Consider the following 19,540-nt stretch of genomic DNA (forward strand, 5'->3'; position numbering starts at 1 on the left):
TGGGAACGGCGGCCCCAGGCCCATATGACGGGAGGTGCGCCCTTGTAGGACGCGCCGCCAGGCCGTGCGCCGCCTTACAGGACGCGCACGGCCCCGGTGGGCATGTCGTAGTCCAGCGGGCGCTCGACGATCCCGGTGCTCGAGTTCTGGGCGCCGATGAAGTTGCCGCCACCGACGTAGACGCCGACGTGGTACGCGCTGCCTGCGCTGCCCCAGTAGAGCAGGTCGCCCGGCTGCAGGGAGTCCAGCGAGACCGGGGTGCCGGTGGTGGACTGGTCCTGGGAGACCCGCGGCAGGCTCACGCCGACCTGCTTGAAGGCGGCCTGGGTCAGCCCGGAGCAGTCGTAGGAGGACGGACCACTGGAGCCGAGCACATACGCCTTGCCCAGCTGCGCCTTCAGGAAGCTGATCAGCGTGGCGGCGTTGCCGGTGGCGTTGCTGGTGGCGTTGCTGGTGGCGTTGCTGACGCTGGTGGTGGACAGCGTGGTGCGCTCGGCGGAGCGCGACGCCTTCGCCGCCTGGGACTTGGCCTCGGCCGCACGCTTGGCGGCCGCCTTACGGGCCGCCTCCCGGGCTTCCTTCGCCTTACGGTCGGCCTCCGCCTTGGCCTTCTTGGCGGCGATCTTCGCGTGGGCCTCCGCCTGCTCCTGCTGTGCCTGGAGCTCGTAGTCGGACGCGGCCTGCTGTGTGGCGTCGGCGGTCTGGGCGGCCGTGCTCGCCAGCGTGGCGCTGACGGTCGGCATTTCCAGGGTGGACTCGGCCGGGGCGGCCTTGGACTCCGTGGCGGAGGCGGGCACGGCGGCACCGGCCACCGCGAGGGTGAGGAAGCCACCGGTCATCCCTGCGCGGAGTGCACGCGTGGAGGCGGCACGGCGGGGCTTCCGGTGGCTGGGTATGTGTGCGACTGGGGACATAGGTCCCTGGCTACCAGGGCCCTAAGGCCCAGATCAACAAAAGTGGGGTGCGCCACATTTGGCGTGTACACGTCCAAAAATCGGACCAAACGATCTTCGTGGCCTCGTCGGCAGCCATGCCCGAATTTCTCGATCATGTCTCTACGCACGGCATTTGGCGGCCATGCGGTGTCTGCGGGCGATCTACCACCGATGCGGCCCGCGTACAAAGGGTTCCCGGGAAATCTAGATCCACAACCGGTTCGGGCGTGGGATACCTCACTCGCTCCGAGCCGCTCGTGAACGCGTGCGCGAGCCGGTGATCAATCGGTGATCGACCCATGATCGATCGACGCCCGGGATGAGAGTCACCCATGAAGATGGCGGACGCTTATCAGGCGACGTAGTCCATCGCAAATTTGCATGTATGTACCATGTCTTGGTAGGAGCGCAACGCGCTCACCTGTGATGACGTCTCCGAATGTCACTTCTCGTGGTCGTTCGGATGCTTCACGTACAAGATCACCGCTCATCCGACTTCATGATCCTTCGTCAGGTGGTGGAGATCACAAAGACGTTGTCGTACCCCGTGTCGCAGATCACAGACCGACGGGCATAGGATGCAGGCGAAACGGGCTTGTGAACTGCCTCACATGTGCGCGATCTTCGTGGGGTGACCGGCATGTCCGTGCGGTCCGCCAAACAGTCATCGTCGACTGAAGGGAGCGAGGACGGTGAACGCATACGCGCCCATCCTCGTACTGGGAGCCCTCGGGGCAGGTTTTGCGATCTTCTCGGTGCTCATGGCCGCGATCATCGGCCCCAAGCGCTACAACCGGGCCAAGCTCGAGGCCTATGAGTGCGGCATCGAGCCGACTCCGCATCCGTCCGGCGGTGGGCGCTTCCCCATCAAGTACTACCTGACGGCGATGCTCTTCATCGTCTTCGACATCGAGATCGTCTTCCTCTACCCCTGGGCCGTCACCTTCGACGCCCTCGGCCTGTTCGGGCTCGTGGAGATGCTCCTCTTCGTGCTCACCGTCTTCGTGGCCTATGCCTACGTATGGCGGCGCGGTGGCCTGGAGTGGGACTAAAGGGGCTCAAGAGGAGATAGGGGAAACATCGCATGGGTATCGAAGAGAAGCTCCCGAGTGGATTCCTGCTCACCACCGTGGAACAGGCCGCCGGGCTGGCCCGTAAGTCCTCCGTCTTCCCGGCCACCTTCGGTCTGGCCTGCTGTGCCATCGAAATGATGACCACGGGTGCCGGGCGCTACGACCTCGCGCGCTTCGGCATGGAGGTCTTCCGCGGCTCGCCCCGCCAGGCCGATCTGATGATCGTCGCCGGGCGCGTCAGCCAGAAGATGGCCCCGGTGTTGCGCCAGGTTTACGACCAGATGCCGAACCCGAAGTGGGTCATCTCCATGGGCGTCTGCGCCTCCTCCGGAGGGATGTTCAACAACTACGCGATCGTGCAGGGCGTCGATCACATCGTCCCGGTCGACATCTATCTGCCCGGCTGTCCGCCGCGCCCCGAGATGCTCATGGACTCGATCCTCAAGCTGCACCAGAAGATCCGCGAGGAGAAGCTCGGCGTCAATCGCGAGCGTGCGGCCCGTGAGGCGGAGGAGGCGGCGCTCAAGGCGTTGCCGCTGATCGAGATGAAGGGGCTTCTTCGGTGAGCGACGCACACGAGGCCACCGGGCCGCAGACGGCGACGAAGGCCGCACCTCTGCGCCTCGTGGGCGGCTGTGACATGAGCTGCTGGCGCAGCGGGGCGAACGGAGGGGAATGGCGTTGACTGAGGCTAATGGGATCAATCCCGGGGGCAACGGGGTCAACCCGGACAAGGACCTCAACGCTGAGAACCTCCCCGGACACCGTGGCGACCAGGGCGAGCCCGTCCGCGTCCAGCGCGGGATGTTCGGCGCCAACAACGGCGGCGACACCACCGGCTACGGCGGGCTGGTGCGCCCCGTACGGCTGCCCGGCCAGGCCACCCGGCCGTACGGGGGCTGGTTCGACGAGGTCGCCGACGAACTCGAGGGCGCGCTCGAGGAGCAGTCGCTGCTCCCGGAGAACGCGATCGAGAAGACCGTCGTGGACCGCGGTGAGCTGACCTTCCACATCGCCCGTGAGCACCTCCCGCGGGTCGCCCGGACCATGCGCGACGACCCGGCGCTCCGCTTCGAGCTGTGCACCGGCGTCAGCGGGGTGCACTTCCCCGGCGACAAGGGCCGCGAGCTGCACGCTGTCTACCACCTGCGGTCGCTCACCCATGGCCGGGTGGTCCGGCTGGAGGTGAGCGCCCCCGACAGCGATCCGCACATCCCGTCGATCGTCGATGTCTATCCGACCAACGACTGGCATGAGCGCGAGACCTACGACTTCTTCGGCCTGATCTTCGACGGTCATCCCGCGCTGACGCGGATCATGATGCCCGACGACTGGCAGGGCTTCCCGCAACGCAAGGACTACCCGCTCGGCGGCATCCCCGTCGAGTACAAGGGCGCCCAGATCCCTGCTCCGGACCAGCGGAGGTCGTACAGCTGATGACTGCCCCCCACGCCCACCCGTCACCCGGCCACCACCCCTCAACGGGGCCCTCCGGGCCGCAGCCGTCCTCCGCCTCGGCGCGCGAGACCACGGAAGGCACCGTCTACACCGTCACCGGCGGCGACTGGGACGAGGTCGTGGCCGCCGCGGCGAAGTCCGACGACGAGCGGATCATCGTCAACATGGGTCCCCAGCACCCCTCCACCCATGGGGTGCTCCGGCTGATCCTGGAGATCGACGGCGAGACGGTCACCGAAGCCCGCTGCGGAATCGGTTATCTGCACACCGGAATCGAGAAGAACCTCGAATTCCGGAACTGGACGCAGGGCACCACCTTCGTGACGCGCATGGACTATCTGACGCCCTTCTACAACGAGGCGGCGTACTGCCTGGGCGTCGAGAAGCTGCTCGGCATCGAGGACCAGATCCCGGACCGGGCCTCGGTCATCCGGGTGCTGCTGATGGAGCTCAACCGGCTCTCCTCGCATCTGGTGGCCATCGCCACCGGCGGTATGGAGCTCGGCGCGACCACCATCATGATCTACGGATTCCGCGACCGCGAGCTGATCCTGGACATCTTCGAGCTGGTCACCGGCCTGCGGATGAACCACGCGTACATCCGGCCCGGCGGGCTCGCCCAGGACCTGCCGCCGGGGGCGGTGGACCAGATCCGGGCCCTGCTCAAGACGATGCGCAAGAACCTCCCCGAGTACGACAAGCTCGCCACCGGGAACCCGATCTTCAAGGCCCGGCTGCAGGACGTGGGCTACCTCGACCTCGCCGGGTGCATGGCGCTCGGCGTGACCGGCCCGATACTGCGTGCCACCGGGCTGCCGCACGATCTGCGCAAGACCGATCCGTACTGCGGCTATGAGACCTATGACTTCGAGGTGCCGACCGCCGACACCTGCGATGCCTACGGCCGCTTCCTGATCCGGCTGGAGGAGATGCGCCAGTCGCTGCGGATCGTCGAGCAGTGCCTGGAGCGGCTGGAGCCGGGTCCGGTGATGGTCGCGGACAAGAAGATCGCCTGGCCCGCGCAGCTCGCGCTCGGCCCGGACGGCCTCGGCAACTCCCTGGACCACATCAAGAACATCATGGGCACCTCCATGGAGGCCCTGATCCACCACTTCAAGCTGGTGACCGAGGGATTCCGGGTGCCGCCCGGACAGACGTACGCGGCGATCGAGTCGCCCAAGGGTGAACTGGGCGCCCACATGGTCAGCGACGGCGGCACCCGCCCGTTCCGCGTCCACTTCCGCGACCCGTCCTTCACCAATCTGCAAGCCGTGGCGGCGATGTGCGAAGGCGGTCAGGTCGCCGATGTGATCGTGGCTGTCGCGTCCATCGACCCCGTGATGGGAGGAGTGGACCGGTGAGTGATGTTCAGCTGGGGATGCCGGAGCTGCCGGCCCCCGACTACCCCGCCGAGGTACGCACCCGGCTCGAGGCGGACGCCCGGGAGGTGATCGCCCGCTACCCGGACAGCCGCAGCGCGCTGCTGCCGCTGCTGCATCTGGTGCAGTCCGAGGAGGGCCATGTCACCCGCACCGGCATGCGGTTCTGCGCCGAGGTGCTGGAGCTGACCACCGCCGAGGTCACCGCCGTCGCCACCTTCTACACGATGTACCGGCGCAAGCCCTCCGGCGACTACCAGGTGGGGGTGTGCACCAACACCCTGTGCGCGGTGATGGGCGGCGACGCGATCTTCGAGGAGCTGCAGAGCCACCTGGGCGTGGGCAACGGGGAGACCACCGACGACGGCAAGGTCACCCTGGAGCACATCGAGTGCAACGCGGCCTGCGACTACGCACCCGTGGTGATGGTCAACTGGGAGTTCTTCGACAACCAGACCGTCGAGTCCGCCAAGGGGCTGGTCGACGATCTGCGGGCGGGCCGGACCGTCGAGCCGACCCGGGGCGCGCCGCTGTGCACCTACAAGGAGACCGCCCGGATCCTGGCCGGCTTCCCCGACGCCCGTCCGGGCGCCGTCGAGGCCGGCGGCTCCGCGGGCCCCGCCTCGCTGGTCGGGCTGCGGCTGGCCAAGGGGGAGGCCGCGCCCGGCCGGGTCGTCTCGCCGAGGTCCGCGGACGCCCCGCAGGACGAGGCGCCGCCGACGCATCCCAGCTCGCACGACGCGCCGCAGCGGACCTCCGCCTCCGATCCGCACCACCCCGCAGGTCCGGTCGCCGAGGAGGGGGAGTGATGACCGTGACAACCGAGATCAATGGGCACAGCCCCGAGAAGCTGCTGGCACCCGTGCTCTCCGCCTTCTGGGACCAGCCGAACTCCTGGGCCCTGCGCACCTATCTGCGGCACGAGGGCTACGAGGGCATGCGCAAGGCCCTCGCGATGGACCCCGACGCGGTGATCGCGCTGGTGAAGGACGCGGGTCTGCGCGGACGCGGCGGTGCCGGCTTCCCCACCGGAATGAAGTGGCAGTTCATTCCGCAGGGCGACGGCAAGCCGCACTATCTCGTCGTCAACGCCGATGAGTCGGAACCGGGCACCTGCAAGGACATCCCCCTCCTCTACGCCAATCCGCACTCGCTCATCGAGGGCATGGTCATCGCCTGTCATGCCATCCGCTCCGAGCACGCCTTCATCTATCTGCGCGGCGAAACCGTCCCCGTGCTGCGGCGGCTGCACGAGGCCGTTCGCGAGGCGTACGAGGCGGGCTACCTCGGTACGGCGGAACGGCGGCGGGACAAGCTCGGGGTGGACGGACTTCCCGGTCTCGACATCACCGTGCACGCGGGCGCCGGCGCGTACATCTGTGGTGAGGAGACCGCGCTGCTGGACTCGTTGGAGGGACGCCGTGGCCAGCCCCGGCTGCGGCCCCCCTTCCCCGCGGTCGCCGGTCTGTACGCATGCCCCACTGTGGTGAACAACGTCGAATCCATCGCCTCGGTTCCCGCGATCCTCAACAAGGGCAAGGAATGGTTCCGTTCGATGGGCAGCGAGAAGTCCCCGGGCTTCACGCTCTACTCGCTGTCCGGCCATGTGGCCAACCCCGGACAGTTCGAGTGCCCGCTCGGGATCACCCTGCGCCAGTTGCTCGACATGAGCGGCGGGATGCGCCCCGGCCACCGGCTGAAGTTCTGGACCCCGGGCGGCTCGTCCACCCCGCTGCTCACCGAGGAGCACCTGGACGTCCCGCTGGACTACGAGGGCGTGGGCGCGGCCGGGTCGATGCTGGGCACCAAGGCGCTCCAGTGCTTCGACGAGACCACCTGCGTGGTGCGGGCGGTGACCCGCTGGACCGAGTTCTACGCGCATGAGTCCTGCGGCAAGTGCACACCCTGCCGCGAGGGCACGTACTGGCTGGTGCAGCTGTTGCGCGACCTGGAGGCCGGCAAGGGGCGCATGGACGACCTCGACAAGCTGGCCGACATCGCCGACAACATCAACGGCAAGTCCTTCTGCGCCCTCGGCGACGGCGCGGCCAGCCCCATCTTCTCCTCGCTGAAGTACTTCCGCGAGGAGTACGAGCAGCACATCACCGGCGGAGGCTGTCCGTTCGACCCGGCCAAGTCGACCGTCTGGGCCGACGAGCCGCGCTCCACTCACCTGGGGGTGAACGCATGACCGTGACCACCAACGCACCCTCGTCGGGCGGGGAGGCGGCGGTGCCGCGAGAAGATCTGGTCTCCGTCACCATCGACGGGATCGAGATCTCGGTCCCCAAGGGGACGCTGGTCATCCGTGCCGCCGAACTGCTCGGCATCGAGATCCCGCGGTTCTGCGACCATCCGCTCCTCGACCCGGCCGGCGCCTGCCGCCAGTGCATCGTCGAGGTGGAGGGCCAGCGCAAGCCGATGGCCTCCTGCACCATCACCTGCACCGACGGGATGGTCGTCAAGACGCAGCTCACCTCGCCGGTGGCCGAGAAGGCACAGCGCGGGGTGATGGAGCTGCTGCTGATCAACCACCCGCTGGACTGCCCGGTCTGCGACAAGGGCGGTGAATGCCCGCTGCAGAACCAGGCGATGAGCGCCGGACAGTCCGACAGCCGCTTCGAGGGCCAGAAGCGCACCTTCGCCAAGCCGGTCCCGATCTCGGCCCAGGTGCTGCTGGACCGCGAGCGCTGTGTGCTGTGCGCGCGCTGCACCCGCTTCTCCAACCAGGTCGCGGGCGACCCGATGATCGAGCTGCTGGAGCGGGGCGCGCTGCAGCAGGTGGGCACCGGCGAGGGCGACCCGTTCGAGTCGTACTTCTCCGGCAACACCATCCAGATCTGCCCGGTGGGCGCCCTGACCTCGGCGGCGTACCGCTTCCGCTCCCGCCCCTTCGACCTGGTCTCCTCGCCCAGCGTGTGCGAGCACTGCGCGGGCGGCTGCGCGACCCGCACCGACCACCGGCGCGGCAAGGTCATGCGGCGGCTGGCGGCGGACGACCCCGAGGTCAACGAGGAGTGGATCTGCGACAAGGGCCGCTTCGGCTTCCGCTACGCGCAGTTGCCCGAGCGGCTCAGCACGCCGCTGGTGCGCGACCGCGAGACGGGGAAGCTGGAGCCGGCGAGCTGGCCCGAGGCGCTGGACGCGGCGGCCGAGGGGCTGGGGATGGCCCGCGGCCGCACCGGCGTGCTCACCGGCGGCCGGCTGACCGTCGAGGACGCGTACGCCTACGCGAAGTTCGCGCGGCTCGCCCTGGACACCAACGACATCGACTTCCGGGCCCGTACGCACAGCGACGAGGAGGCCGACTTCCTGGCCACCCATATCGCGGGCCGGGGCCGTGACCTGGACGGCGGCGGGCTCACCTACGCCACACTGGAGAAGGCCCCGGCGGTGCTGCTGGTGGGCTTCGAGTCCGAGGAGGAGTCGCCCGGCGTCTTCCTGCGGCTGCGCAAGGCGCACCGCAAGCACGGACAGCGCACCTTCTCGCTGGCCACCCACACGACCCGGGGCCTGCAGAAGGCGGGCGGCCTCCTGCTGCCGGCCGCCCCCGGCACCGAGCCGGAGTGGCTGGACGCCATCGCGGGCCGCACCGGTCTGGACGAGAACGGGGAGCGGGCCGCCGAGGCGCTGCGCGAAGAGGGCGCGGTGATCATCGTGGGCGAGCGGCTGGCGTCCGTGACCGGCGGGCTGACCGCCGTCGTACGGGCCGCCGCCGCCACCGGGGCCACACTCGCCTGGATTCCGCGCCGGGCGGGGGAGCGGGGCGCGATCGAGGCGGGCGCCCTTCCCGGGCTGCTGCCCGGCGGCCGCCCGGCCCACGACCCGCGGGCCCGCGAGGAGGTCTCCTCCGTCTGGGGCACCAGCGACCTTCCGCACCAGGTGGGCCGGGACACCGGCCAGATCATCGAGGCCGCGGCGGTCGGCGGGCTCGGCGCGCTGCTCATCGCGGGCGTCGAGGTCGCCGATCTGCCCGATCCCGCGCGGGCGCTGGAGGCCCTGGACGCGGTGGACTTCGTGGTCAGCCTGGAGCAGCGGCCCTCGGAGGTCACCGAACTGGCCGATGTGGTGCTGCCGGTCGCGGCGGTCGTCGAGAAGTCCGGCACCTTCCTCAACTGGGAGGGGCGGGCCCGGCCGTTCGAGGCGGCGCTCAAACCCGACCAGATGACCCGCCGTCATACGCTGCCGGACGCCCGGGTGCTGCACATGCTGGCCGACGCGCTGGACGCGCCCCTGGACCTGCCGGACGTCGAGGCCGTACGCGCCGAGATGACCAGGCTCGGCACCTGGCAGGGCCCGCGCGCCACCGCCTCGCTGGAGACGGGCGGCCCGCTGCCCCGGCCGGCCGAGGGCGAGGCGGTGCTCGCCGGCCATCGGCTGCTGCTCGACCAGGGCCGGCTGCAGGAGGGCGATCCTGCGCTGGCCGGGACCCGCCACGCGGCCGTGGCCCGGCTGTCGGCCGCCACGGCGGGCGAGGCGGGCGTCGAGGACGGTCAGATCCTGCGCGTCAGCGGCCCGGCCGGCTCGGTCCAACTGCCGCTGAGCATCACCCCGATGCCCGACCGGGTGGTCTGGCTGCCGCTGGCCTCCGTCGGCGGCGGTGTCCACCGCGATCTAGGAGCCCGCCCCGGTGATGTGGTCACGATCACTGCCCCCGCGACGGAGGTGACCCAGTGAGGTATCTCGCCGCAGAGGACTTGTCGATGTTCGGCACCGACCCGTGGTGGCTGGTCCTGATCAAGGCCGTCTTCTGCTTCGCGTTCCTGATGGTGACGGTGCTGATCTCCATCGTCATGGAGCGCAAGGTGGTCGGCTGGATGCAGTTGCGCATCGGGCCCAACCGCCACGGCCCCTGGGGCATGCTGCAGTCCCTCGCGGACGGCGTGAAGCTGATGCTCAAGGAGGACGTGGTCGTCAAGGGCGCGGACAAGGTGGTCTACGTCCTGGCGCCGATCGTCGCGGCCATCCCCGCCTTCATGGCGGTCGCGGTGATGCCGTTCGGCCCCTCGGACGGCGAGGTCTCGATCTTCGGCCATCGCACCGCGATGCAGCTCACCGATCTGCCGATCGCCGTCCTCTACATCCTCGCCACCGCCTCGGTCGGCATCTACGGCATCGTGCTCGCGGGCTGGTCCTCCGGATCGACGTATCCGCTCCTGGGCGGCCTGCGCTCCTGCGCCCAGATGATCAGCTACGAGATCGCGATGGGGCTCTCCTTCGCGGCGGTCTTCCTCTACTCCGGGTCGATGTCGACCTCGCAGATCGTCGAAGGGCAGCACGACCGCTGGTACGCGGTGCTGCTGCCGGTCTCGTTCCTCATCTACATCGTCTCGATGATCGGTGAGACCAACCGGGCGCCGTTCGACATGCCGGAGTCCGAGGGCGACCTGGTCGGCGGCTTCAACACCGAGTACTCGTCGATCAAGTTCGCGATGTTCATGCTCGCCGAGTACATCAACATGGTCACCGTCTCGATGGTCGCCGTCACCCTCTTCCTCGGCGGCTGGCGGGCGCCCTGGCCGATCAGCACCTTCTGGGAGGGCGCCAACCACGGCTGGTGGCCGATGCTGTGGTTCGTCGGCAAGGTCGTCACCTCGCTCTTCGTCTTCATCTGGGTGCGCGGCACGCTCCCGCGCGTGCGCTACGACCAGTTCATGAAGCTGGGCTGGAAGGTGCTCATCCCGATCTCGATGGTCTGGCTGATGCTGGTCGCCACCGTCCGGGCGCTGCGCAACGAGAACTACGACTACCAGGACATCGTGCTGTACGTGGGCAGCGCGGTGATCGCGCTGCTGCTGCTGTCCTTCGTGGTCGACTTCTTCCGCGACCGTTCGGCGACCGAGGCCGAGGCCGGAGCGGAACAGGGACCGGAGCCCGCCTTCGATCCGATGGCGGGAGGTTTCCCGGTGCCGCCGCTGCCCGGCCAGACCTTGCCGCCCGTCCCCCGCCGACGTCCGCGCACCGAGCGCGAGTTGATTGTCAGTGGTGGGCCCGACACTGCCAGTGACGGAAAGGAGGCCGACGGTGTCTGACTTCCAGAATCCGGTGGCCGGCTTCGGCGTGACCTTCAAGGCCATGTTCAAGAAGCGGCTCACCGAGCAGTACCCAGAGGAGAAGAAGCCCACCGCGCCCCGCTTCCACGGACGCCACCAGCTCAACCGGCATCCGGACGGGCTGGAGAAGTGCATCGGCTGCGAGCTGTGCGCCTGGGCCTGCCCCGCCGACGCGATCTATGTGGAGGGCGCGGACAACACCGACGAGGAGCGCTACTCCCCGGGTGAGCGCTACGGCCGCGTCTACCAGATCAACTATCTGCGCTGCATCCTGTGCGGCCTGTGCGTCGAGGCGTGCCCCACCCGGGCGCTGACCATGACCAATGAGTACGAGCTCGCCGACCGCAGCCGCACCTCGCTCATCTACACCAAGGAAGAGCTGCTCGCGGGCCTCGAGGACGGGATGGTCGACTCCCCGCACGCCATCTACCCCGGCACCGACGAGCAGGACTACTACCGGGGTCTGGTGACCGAGGCCGCGCCCGGCACCTCCCAGCAGGTCGCGGTCAGCAAGGGCGAGACCCCGTCCGACCAGGCCACGGGGGACGAGGAGCCGCAGGACCGGCAGCAGGGGGTGCAGGCATGAGCGGCACTCTGGCCGCTGCGGCCTCCACCACCTCCACGGGGGAGGCCCTCCAGTTCTGGGTGCTCGGCACCGTCGCCGTGATCGGCGCGCTGTGCACGATCCTGATGCGCAGGGCCGTGCACAGCGCCCTGTGCCTGGCGGGCACCATGATCGTCCTGGCGGTCTTCTACCTCGCCAACGGCGCGTACTTCCTGGGCGTCGTCCAGATCGTCGTCTACACCGGCGCGATCATGATGCTCTTCCTCTTCGTGGTGATGCTGGTCGGTGTCACCGCGGCCGACTCCCTCAAGGAGACGCTCAAGGGGCAGCGCTGGCTCGCCGCCCTGTGCGGGCTCGGCTTCGGCATCCTGCTGTGCGCCGGGATCGGCAATGCCTCGCTGACGACGTGGAACGGCCTGGGCCAGGCCAACGCCGGCGGCAATGTGGAGGGCCTGGCGGCGCTGATCTTCACCAAGTACGTCTTCGCCTTCGAGATCACCGGCGCGCTGCTGATCACCGCGGCGGTCGGCGCGATGGTGCTGACCCACCGCGAGCGCACCGAGCGGGCCCGCACCCAGCGCGAGCAGTCCGAGGCGCGGGTGCGCACCGGGCGGAACGTGCCGCCGCTGCCCGCTCCCGGCGTGTACGCGCGGCACAACGCGGTGGACATCCCCGGTCTGCTGCCCGACGGCACCCCGTCCGAGCTCACCGTCAACGCGACGCTGCGCGGCCGCGGTCAGATCCGGGACGTCTCCAGCGAGGCGCTGGCCGAGCTGGCGGCGCTGGAGCAGCGCTCGCAGCGCTGGCTGGGCCGTAAGGCCAAGGACACCGGCAAGAAGGCCGAGGACGCCGCCGAACCGGAGCACGGCGAGAACGGCGAGAACGGTGAGAACGCGGCCAGCGCGAACTCGAGGGGAGTCGCCAAGTGAATCCGGTCAACTACCTCTACCTGGCCGCCCTGTTGTTCACCATTGGTGCGGCCGGTGTCGTGATCAGGCGGAACGCGATCGTCCTCTTCATGTGCGTCGAGCTGATGCTGAACGCGTGCAACCTGGCGTTCGTCACCTTCTCCCGGCTGCACGGCAATCTCGACGGCCAGATCATCGCGTTCTTCACGATGGTCGTGGCCGCGGCGGAGGTTGTGGTCGGTCTCGCGATCATCGTGTCCGTCTTCCGCTCCCGCCACTCGGCCTCGGTCGACGACGCCAGCCTGATGAAGCTCTAGAAGGGGTCGCGTTCAAGTGGAGAACCTCATCGGATTGCTTGTCGCGGCGCCGCTTCTCGGCGCTGCCCTGCTGCTGTGCGGGGGGCGGCGGCTGGACGGCAAGGGCCACTACATCGGCACGGTGCTCGCCGCCGCCTCCTTCGTGATCGGCGCCGTGCTCTTCGCCGAGATGCTCGGCCGCGGCGAGCACGACCGGGCCCTGCACAGCAAGGTCTTCAGCTGGATCCCGGTGGGCGGCTTCCGGGCGGACGTCGCCTTCCAGCTCGACCAGCTGTCCATGACCTTTGTCCTGCTGATCACCGGTGTGGGCACGCTGATCCACATCTATTCGATCGGCTATATGGAGCACGACGAGCGCCGCCGCCGCTTCTTCGGCTATCTCAACCTCTTCCTCGCGGCCATGCTGCTGCTCGTCCTCGCCGACAACTACCTGCTGCTGTACGTCGGCTGGGAGGGCGTCGGCCTCGCCTCGTACCTGCTGATCGGCTTCTGGCAGCACAAGCCCAGCGCGGCGACGGCGGCGAAGAAGGCGTTCATCGTCAACCGCGTCGGCGATGTGGGCCTGTCGATCGCGATCATGCTGATGTTCACGACCTTCGGGACCTTCACCTTCGCCCCGGTGCTGACGAACGCGGACCACGCGAGCGAGGGCAAGCTCACCGCGATCGGGCTGATGCTGCTGCTCGCCGCCTGCGGTAAGTCGGCCCAGGTGCCGCTGCAGTCCTGGCTCGGGGACGCGATGGAGGGCCCGACTCCGGTCTCGGCCCTGATCCACGCGGCGACGATGGTGACCGCGGGCGTGTATCTGATCACCCGCTCCGGCGCGATCTTCGACAACGCCCCGGACGCCCAGACCGCGGTGGTCACGGTCGGCGCGGTCACGCTCCTCTTCGGTGCGATCGTCGGTTGCGCCAAGGACGACATCAAGAAGGCCCTGGCCGGGTCCACCATGTCGCAGATCGGCTACATGATCCTGGCCGCCGGGCTCGGCCCGATCGGCTATGTCTTCGCGATCATGCACCTGGTGACCCACGGCTTCTTCAAGGCGGGGCTCTTCCTCGGGGCCGGTTCGGTCATGCACGCCATGAACGACGAGGTCGACATGCGCAAGTACGGCGGCCTGCGCACGTACATGCCGATCACCTTCGTCACCTTCGGGCTCGGCTATCTCGCGATCATCGGCTTCCCGGGGCTCTCCGGCTTCTGGTCCAAGGACAAGATCATCGAGGCGGCCTTCGCCAAGGGCGGCACCGAGGGCTGGATCCTCGGCGGCGCGGCCCTGCTGGGCGCGGCCATCACCGCGTACTACATGACGCGGGTGATGCTGCTGACCTTCTTCGGCGAGAAGCGCTGGGTGCCCGACGAGGCCGGTCAGGAGCCGCATCCGCACGAGTCGCCCTCGTCCATGACCATCCCCATGATGGTCCTGGCCGTGGGATCGGTCTTCGCGGGCGGGCTGTTCAGCCTCAACGACTCGTTCCTGAAGTGGCTGGAGCCGGTCACCGGCCACAGCCACGGCGACTCCCCGCTCAGCGCCGCGACGGTCACCGGCGGGACGATGGTGGTGTTGCTGATCGGTGTGGCGCTCGCCTGGGCGCAGTACGGACGCCGGCCGGTGCCGCGCACCGCCCCCCGCGGCTCCCTGCTCATCCGCGCCGCCCGGCGCGATCTGCTGCAGGACGACTTCAACCATGTCGCGCTCGTCAAACCCGGCCAGTACCTGACCCGCGGTCTGGTCTATGTCGACCACAAGCTGGTCGACGGGGTGGTCAACGGCACCGCGGCCGGAGTCGGCGGACTCTCCGGCCGGCTGCGGAAGCTGCAGAACGGCTACGCCCGAACGTACGCGGTCTCGATGTTCGGCGGTACGGCGGTGCTCATCGCCGCGACCCTGCTGATGAGGGCGGTCTGAGTCATGTCATTTCCCCTGCTGACGGCCACGGCCGTGGTGCCCGCGCTCGGCGCGGTCGTCACCGCCGCCGTGCCCGCCGCCCAGCGCGCCGCCGCCAAGTGGGTGGCGCTGGGCTTCTCCCTGCTCACGCTCGCCCTCGCCGCGGTCGTGCTGGTCCGCTTCGATCCCGGCGGCGCACGCTTCCAGCTCACCGAATCCCATGCCTGGATCAAGGACTTCGGCGTCCGCTACGAACTGGGCGTGGACGGGATCGCGGTCGCGCTGATCGCGCTCACCGCGGTGCTCATCCCCTTCATCATCCTGGCGGGCTGGTATGACGCCGATCCGCTGGAAGGCGCCCGGCCCAACAGCCGCTGGCGGCCGACCCAGGGCTTCTTCGCGCTGATCCTGATGGTCGAGGCGATGGTGGTGATCTCCTTCGAGGCCACCGATGTCTTCCTCTTCTACATCTTCTTCGAGGCCATGCTGATCCCGATGTACTTCCTCATCGGGGGCTTCGGGGACCGGGCCGGGGGCCGCTCCGAGGAGGAGACGGCCACTCAGCGCTCTTACGCCGCGGTGAAGTTCCTGCTCTACAACCTGGCGGGCGGGCTGATCATGCTGGCCGCGGTGGTCGGTCTGTACGCGGTCACCGCCGATCAGCTCGGCACCGGCACCTTCTCGCTGCAGGAGATCGTCCAGGCGCGGGCGGGCGGCCATCTGGACATGGCGTCCAGCACCGAGCGGCTGCTGTTCCTCGGTTTCTTCTTCGCCTTCGCGGTGAAGGCGCCGCTGTGGCCACTGCACACCTGGCTGCCCAACGCGATGGGGGAGGCCACCGCCCCGGTCGCCGTGCTGATCACCGCGGTCGTCGACAAGGTCGGCACCTTCGCGATGCTCCGCTTCTGCCTCCAGCTCTTCCCGGAGGCCAGCAAGTGGGCCACCCCGGCGATCATGATCCTGGCGCTCATCAGCATCATCTACGGGGCGCTGCTGGCGATCGGCCAGCGGGACATCAAGCGGCTGATCGCCTATGCCTCGATCTCCCACTTCGGCTTCATCATCCTGGGCATCTTCGCGATGACCACCCAGGGCCAGGGCGGCGCCACGCTCTACATGGTCAACCACGGCGTCTCCACGGCCGCGCTGATGCTGGTGGCCGGGTTCCTGATCACCCGGCGCGGTTCGCGGCTCATCGAGGACTACGGCGGTGTGCAGAAGGTCGCCCCGGTGCTCGCCGGCACCTTCCTGATCGGCGGGCTCGCCACCCTCTCGCTGCCCGGACTCGCGCCGTTCATCAGCGAATTCCTGGTCCTGGTCGGCACGTTCAGCCGCTACCCGGTGTTCGGCGTGATCGCGACCGTCGGAATAGTGTTGGCGGCGCTCTACGTCCTGATCCTCTACCAACGCACCATGACCGGTCCGGTGAAGGCCGAGGTGCGCTCCATGCCCGATCTGCGGGTGCGTGAGCTGGTCGTCGTGGCCCCGCTCATCGCGCTGCTGGTCTTCCTCGGCGTCTATCCGAAGCCGCTGGCCGACATCGTCAACCCGGCGGTCGACCACACGATGTCCGTGGTGGACAAGAAGGATCCCAGGCCCGATCACCCCGTCACCGACGCGGGCTGGTTCAACTACAGCCCGAAGTCCGACGGTGCTTCCCACGACGGTGCTTCCGGAGGTGCCAAGTGACCCACGCGGCCACTGTCCACAGCCTGTGGACAACAGCGGCGGCGGCGCCCGACAAGATCCCGTCGCCCGATATCGAGTACGGCCAGCTGTCGCCCACGCTGATCGTGCTCGGCGCCGCGATCGTCGGCGTCCTGATCGAGGCGCTCCTGCCGCGCCGCCAGCGGTACGTCGCACAGGTGTTCGTCTCTGTCGTCGCCCTCGCCGCGGCCTTCGCCGCCGTCATCGGCCTCGCCGCCGGGGACTACGGCACCAGCAAGGCCCACGTCGCGGCCATGGGCGCGATCGCGGTCGACGGACCGGCGCTCTTCCTGCAGGGGACCATTCTCCTGGTGGCGCTGGTGGCGGTGTTCACCTTCGCCGAGCGGCGGCTGGATCCGCTGGTGCACGGCAACCGCGTCGACTCCTTCGCGGCGCAGGCCGCCGCCGTGCCTGGCGGCGACGCGGAAAAGGCCGCCGTCAAGGCGGGCTTCACCACCACCGAGGTCTTTCCGCTGGTCCTCTTCGCGGTCGGCGGCATGCTGGTCTTCCCGTCCGCCAACGATCTGCTGACGCTCTTCGTGGCGCTGGAGGTCTTCTCCCTGCCGCTGTACGTGCTGTGCGCCCTCGCCCGGCGCCATCGCGCGCTGTCGCAGGAGGCCGCCGTCAAGTACTTCCTGCTGGGCGCCTTCTCCTCGGCGTTCCTGCTCTTCGGCATCGCCCTGCTGTACGGCTACGCGGGCACGGTCACCTACTCCGGGATCGCGGACGTCGTCGACGGCCAGGTCAGGAACGTCACCCCGGCCCTCGCCGGGACCATGGGCAATGACGCGCTGCTGCTGATCGGCGGGGCGATGGTGCTGATGGGGCTGCTGTTCAAGATCGGCGCCGTGCCGTTCCACATGTGGACTCCCGACGTCTACCAGGGCGCCCCGACCCCGGTGACCGGCTTCATGGCGGCGGCCACCAAGGTCGCGGCCTTCGGCGCGCTGCTGCGGCTGCTGTATGTCGTGCTGCCGGGGCTGCGCTGGGACTGGCGGCCGGTGATGTGGGGCGTCGCCATCGTCACCATGCTGGGCGGTGCGATCGTGGCCGTCACCCAGACCGATGTGAAGCGGCTGCTGGCGTACTCGTCGATCGCCCACGCCGGGTTCATCCTGGCCGGTGTCATCGCCACCACGCCCGACGGCATCTCCTCCGTCCTCTTCTACCTCGCCGCGTACTCCTTCGTGACCCTCGGCGCCTTCGCAGTGGTCACGCTGGTGCGGGACGCGGGCGGCGAGGCCACCCACCTGTCCAAGTGGGCCGGGCTCGGCCGCCGTTCGCCCCTGGTGGCCGCGGTCTTCGCGGTCTTCCTGCTGGCCTTCGCCGGTATCCCGCTGACCAGCGGCTTCGCCGGGAAGTTCGCGGTCTTCAAGGCGGCGGCCGACGGCGGGGCGGGCGCGCTGGTCGTGGTCGGTGTGATCTCCTCGGCGATCGCCGCGTTCTTCTACATCCGGGTGATCGTGCTGATGTTCTTCAGCGAGCCGCGCACGGACGGCCCGTCCGTGGCCGTGCCCAGCCCGCTGACCTCGTCGGCCATCGCGATCGGCGTGGCGGTCACGCTGGTCCTGGGCGTCGCCCCGCAGTACTTCCTGGATCTGGCGAGCCAGGCGGGGGTCTTCGTCCGCTAGCTCTCCTCACCCCGACCAGGGCACTCAGCGTCCCGAACCCCGGCCGGGCGCGGACACCACGACGGTGCCCGCGCCCGGCCGGAGCAATTCCCCACCCCGCCCCTTCCCGAACGCAGGGGCCGCGCCCCTGGACCCCGCCCTGGCAGGGACACAATTCCAGCCCCTCCGGCGATTGAGGAGCGGGGCCCGGGGCGGAGCCCCCTGGGATCGGGGAGGGGCGGGGGCGAGCCCGTCGCAGGCGCCGACGCTAAGCCGTCGCCTTGGCCGCGTACGCGCGGACATCCGCGTCCGGGTCGGACCGAACCGAGGACAGCGCTTCCCGCGCCGTGCCCACCCCCCGCTCCGCCAGCGGCAGCAACGCCAGCATCGGTGTTCTCCAGGTCGGCGCCGATCAGGTCGGCACCGATATCCATCGGGAGGTAGGTGAGGTCGAGGGAGAGCGGGAGTCCGTCGAGCCGGCGCAGCCGCTCGACGTAGAGGACATCGGTACGCGCGGGGACGCGCAGGCGGGCGCGGGGACGGGGCCGACGGTGCGCACCTCATTGGTGACCCGGCCGTGTTCATGAAGGGTCTCGGCCAGACCCATCAGCCGGTCGAGGCCGTGCGGGTACTTCTCGGCGACGACGACCGTGCCCACCCCGGGCTGCCGCTCCACCAGGCGCTCGGCGCGCAGCAGGTCGAGCGCCTGGCGCACGGTGTTGCGGGAGGCGCCGTAGTCCTGGCCGAGCGCGTCCTCCAGGGGGAGTACGCCTCCGGGGAAGCCGCCGGTGAGGACCTGGTGGCGGAGGAGATCGGCGAGTTGCCGTGCCCGGTCGGCGCGGAGCCGCCGGCGGCGCGCGGCGGCGACCGGCGGGGCGTGCTCGCGGGGGCGTTCGGCTGGCATCGGCCGGCTCCGGGGTGTGCTGGTCGGCGTGGTCGTACGGGGACCATACCGACGGGGCCGGGCCGATGGTGTTGCCGAAGTGTTGCGCCACCTGGCGGCGGCTTTCGTACCGCTGCCGCCTGCGGTTTCGTCGCCGCGGCGGCAAGATCTGCCACTGTGCGCGGCGGGCCCCCGGCGCGGTGGTGCGCCAGGAGCCCGGAGCGCCGGACGAAGTCCTGAGCCGTGGTTCAGCCGGTCGGGAGGTCGGTCGGGATGCCGCTCGGCAGATCGGTCGGGATGCCGGAGGGGAGCGACGTCGGCAGGCCCGAGGGAAGGTCGCTGGGCGAGGTCGCCTTGACGAAGGTGTCGTTCTTGGCGAGCGCGTCCCAGTCGACCGTGAGGGTCTTGCCGTCCGCGCCCAGGGTGACCTTGCCCGCGCTGCGCTCGGTGTTGCCGTCGGCGCACTTGAGCATGAGCATCTTCCCGCCCATGTCGGCGTATTCGCCGTTGCAGATGTGCTTGCCGGCCATCAGGACGGCCTGCTTGCCGCTGATGGACAGGATGACGGCCTCGTCACCGGACTTCGCCACATAGGTGCCGGAGACCTTCGCGTCCGCGCCCCCCTCCGCCGGGGCGCTCGACGCGGAGGAGGGGTCCTTGGAGGTGTCCTTCTTGTCGTCGCCTCCGTCACTGCCACATGCGGTCAGTAGCAGGGCGGCCGCCGCCACCGTGCCGGCGATGCCCACTGCCTTGTTCACGTG

At 69.3% G+C, this 19,540-nt stretch carries 16 protein-coding genes and 1 pseudogene; 14 read left to right on the plus strand and 3 right to left on the minus strand.

The features are described from left to right. Positions 1 to 74: 74 nt before the first annotated feature. Entirely contained in the window at positions 75 to 914 is an 840-nt protein-coding gene (locus tag CGL27_RS27245) for a C40 family peptidase (protein ID WP_119990623.1), read from the minus strand. Between the two features lie 713 nt (positions 915 to 1,627). Here CGL27_RS27245 and CGL27_RS27250 point away from each other — a divergent pair. The 14 genes from CGL27_RS27250 to nuoN all read left to right on the plus strand — a co-directional run bounded on the left by CGL27_RS27250 (position 1,628) and on the right by nuoN (position 17,917). Then, a complete protein-coding gene (locus CGL27_RS27250; RefSeq protein ID WP_014054062.1) occupies positions 1,628 to 1,987 on the plus strand; it encodes an NADH-quinone oxidoreductase subunit A in 360 nt (119 codons plus the stop codon). 32 nt (positions 1,988 to 2,019) lie between these two features. After that, the gene (locus tag CGL27_RS27255; RefSeq protein WP_059145049.1) at positions 2,020 to 2,574 is read left to right on the plus strand and encodes an NADH-quinone oxidoreductase subunit B; all 555 of its coding nucleotides are present in this window, start codon (positions 2,020 to 2,022) and stop codon (positions 2,572 to 2,574) included. 115 nt (positions 2,575 to 2,689) lie between these two features. Further along, entirely contained in the window at positions 2,690 to 3,445 is a 756-nt protein-coding gene (locus CGL27_RS27260; protein ID WP_078647577.1) for an NADH-quinone oxidoreductase subunit C, read from the plus strand. Continuing rightward, positions 3,445 to 4,827 carry an NADH-quinone oxidoreductase subunit D gene (locus CGL27_RS27265; protein WP_119990625.1) on the plus strand — a complete coding sequence of 461 codons (1,383 nt, stop codon included), beginning with the start codon at positions 3,445 to 3,447 and terminating at the stop codon, positions 4,825 to 4,827. The genes CGL27_RS27260 and CGL27_RS27265 overlap by 1 nt, the downstream gene beginning before the upstream one ends. Positions 4,828 to 4,844: 17 nt before the next feature. Then, a complete protein-coding gene (gene nuoE / locus CGL27_RS27270; protein ID WP_119990627.1) occupies positions 4,845 to 5,654 on the plus strand; it encodes an NADH-quinone oxidoreductase subunit NuoE in 810 nt (269 codons plus the stop codon). After that, complete coding sequence (gene nuoF / locus CGL27_RS27275) at positions 5,654 to 7,036, plus strand: NADH-quinone oxidoreductase subunit NuoF (protein WP_119990629.1); 1,383 nt, start codon at positions 5,654 to 5,656, stop codon at positions 7,034 to 7,036. Before nuoE ends, nuoF begins: the two co-directional genes overlap by 1 nt. Then, positions 7,033 to 9,522, plus strand: coding sequence for an NADH-quinone oxidoreductase subunit G (locus CGL27_RS27280; protein WP_119990631.1), 2,490 nt, complete (start codon positions 7,033 to 7,035; stop codon positions 9,520 to 9,522). Before nuoF ends, CGL27_RS27280 begins: the two co-directional genes overlap by 4 nt. 26 nt (positions 9,523 to 9,548) lie before the next feature. Beyond that, positions 9,549 to 10,877 (plus strand): NADH-quinone oxidoreductase subunit NuoH, encoded by a 1,329-nt coding sequence (gene nuoH, locus CGL27_RS27285; protein ID WP_237299944.1) that lies wholly within the window; start codon positions 9,549 to 9,551, stop codon positions 10,875 to 10,877. Then, positions 10,870 to 11,484 carry an NADH-quinone oxidoreductase subunit NuoI gene (gene nuoI / locus CGL27_RS27290; RefSeq protein WP_203348501.1) on the plus strand — a complete coding sequence of 205 codons (615 nt, stop codon included), beginning with the start codon at positions 10,870 to 10,872 and terminating at the stop codon, positions 11,482 to 11,484. The genes nuoH and nuoI overlap by 8 nt, the downstream gene beginning before the upstream one ends. Then, entirely contained in the window at positions 11,481 to 12,392 is a 912-nt protein-coding gene (locus tag CGL27_RS27295; RefSeq protein WP_119990633.1) for an NADH-quinone oxidoreductase subunit J, read from the plus strand. Before nuoI ends, CGL27_RS27295 begins: the two co-directional genes overlap by 4 nt. Continuing rightward, positions 12,389 to 12,688, plus strand: coding sequence for an NADH-quinone oxidoreductase subunit NuoK (gene nuoK, locus CGL27_RS27300; protein WP_014054072.1), 300 nt, complete (start codon positions 12,389 to 12,391; stop codon positions 12,686 to 12,688). The genes CGL27_RS27295 and nuoK overlap by 4 nt, the downstream gene beginning before the upstream one ends. 16 nt (positions 12,689 to 12,704) lie before the next feature. Continuing rightward, the gene (nuoL, locus tag CGL27_RS27305; protein WP_119990635.1) at positions 12,705 to 14,600 is read left to right on the plus strand and encodes an NADH-quinone oxidoreductase subunit L; all 1,896 of its coding nucleotides are present in this window, start codon (positions 12,705 to 12,707) and stop codon (positions 14,598 to 14,600) included. A 3-nt stretch (positions 14,601 to 14,603) separates the two neighbouring features. After that, a complete protein-coding gene (locus tag CGL27_RS27310) occupies positions 14,604 to 16,268 on the plus strand; it encodes an NADH-quinone oxidoreductase subunit M (RefSeq protein ID WP_078642861.1) in 1,665 nt (554 codons plus the stop codon). Then, the gene (gene nuoN / locus CGL27_RS27315; protein ID WP_078642862.1) at positions 16,265 to 17,917 is read left to right on the plus strand and encodes an NADH-quinone oxidoreductase subunit NuoN; all 1,653 of its coding nucleotides are present in this window, start codon (positions 16,265 to 16,267) and stop codon (positions 17,915 to 17,917) included. The genes CGL27_RS27310 and nuoN overlap by 4 nt, the downstream gene beginning before the upstream one ends. A gap of 365 nt (positions 17,918 to 18,282) precedes the next feature. Here the strand turns inward: nuoN and CGL27_RS27320 are convergent. Both CGL27_RS27320 and CGL27_RS27325 read right to left on the minus strand, forming a co-directional pair. Continuing rightward, positions 18,283 to 18,800, minus strand: a pseudogene (locus CGL27_RS27320) (GntR family transcriptional regulator); the annotation flags it as partial. Between the two features lie 227 nt (positions 18,801 to 19,027). Beyond that, positions 19,028 to 19,537, minus strand: a complete 510-nt coding sequence (locus CGL27_RS27325; RefSeq protein WP_078642865.1) for a hypothetical protein — start codon at positions 19,535 to 19,537, stop codon at positions 19,028 to 19,030. Positions 19,538 to 19,540 lie beyond the last annotated feature (3 nt).

It is taken from the genome of Streptomyces sp. 11-1-2, assembly GCF_003595545.1.
Lineage (GTDB): Bacteria > Actinomycetota > Actinomycetes > Streptomycetales > Streptomycetaceae > Streptomyces > Streptomyces hygroscopicus_B.

Excerpts from the sequence above, each read along its gene's own strand:
- CGL27_RS27310 (WP_078642861.1), top strand. The coding sequence starts at position 14,604 with ATGTCATTTCCCCTGCTGACGGCCACGGCCGTGGTGCCCGCGCTCGGC.
- nuoH (WP_237299944.1), top strand. The coding sequence starts at position 9,549 with ATGTTCGGCACCGACCCGTGGTGGCTGGTCCTGATCAAGGCCGTCTTC.
- CGL27_RS27265 (WP_119990625.1), top strand. The coding sequence starts at position 3,445 with ATGACTGCCCCCCACGCCCACCCGTCACCCGGCCACCACCCCTCAACG.
- CGL27_RS27280 (WP_119990631.1), top strand. The coding sequence starts at position 7,033 with ATGACCGTGACCACCAACGCACCCTCGTCGGGCGGGGAGGCGGCGGTG.
- CGL27_RS27295 (WP_119990633.1), top strand. The coding sequence starts at position 11,481 with ATGAGCGGCACTCTGGCCGCTGCGGCCTCCACCACCTCCACGGGGGAG.
- CGL27_RS27255 (WP_059145049.1), top strand. The coding sequence starts at position 2,020 with ATGGGTATCGAAGAGAAGCTCCCGAGTGGATTCCTGCTCACCACCGTG.
- nuoF (WP_119990629.1), top strand. The coding sequence starts at position 5,654 with ATGACCGTGACAACCGAGATCAATGGGCACAGCCCCGAGAAGCTGCTG.
- nuoE (WP_119990627.1), top strand. The coding sequence starts at position 4,845 with ATGCCGGAGCTGCCGGCCCCCGACTACCCCGCCGAGGTACGCACCCGG.
- CGL27_RS27245 (WP_119990623.1), bottom strand. The coding sequence starts at position 914 with ATGTCCCCAGTCGCACACATACCCAGCCACCGGAAGCCCCGCCGTGCC.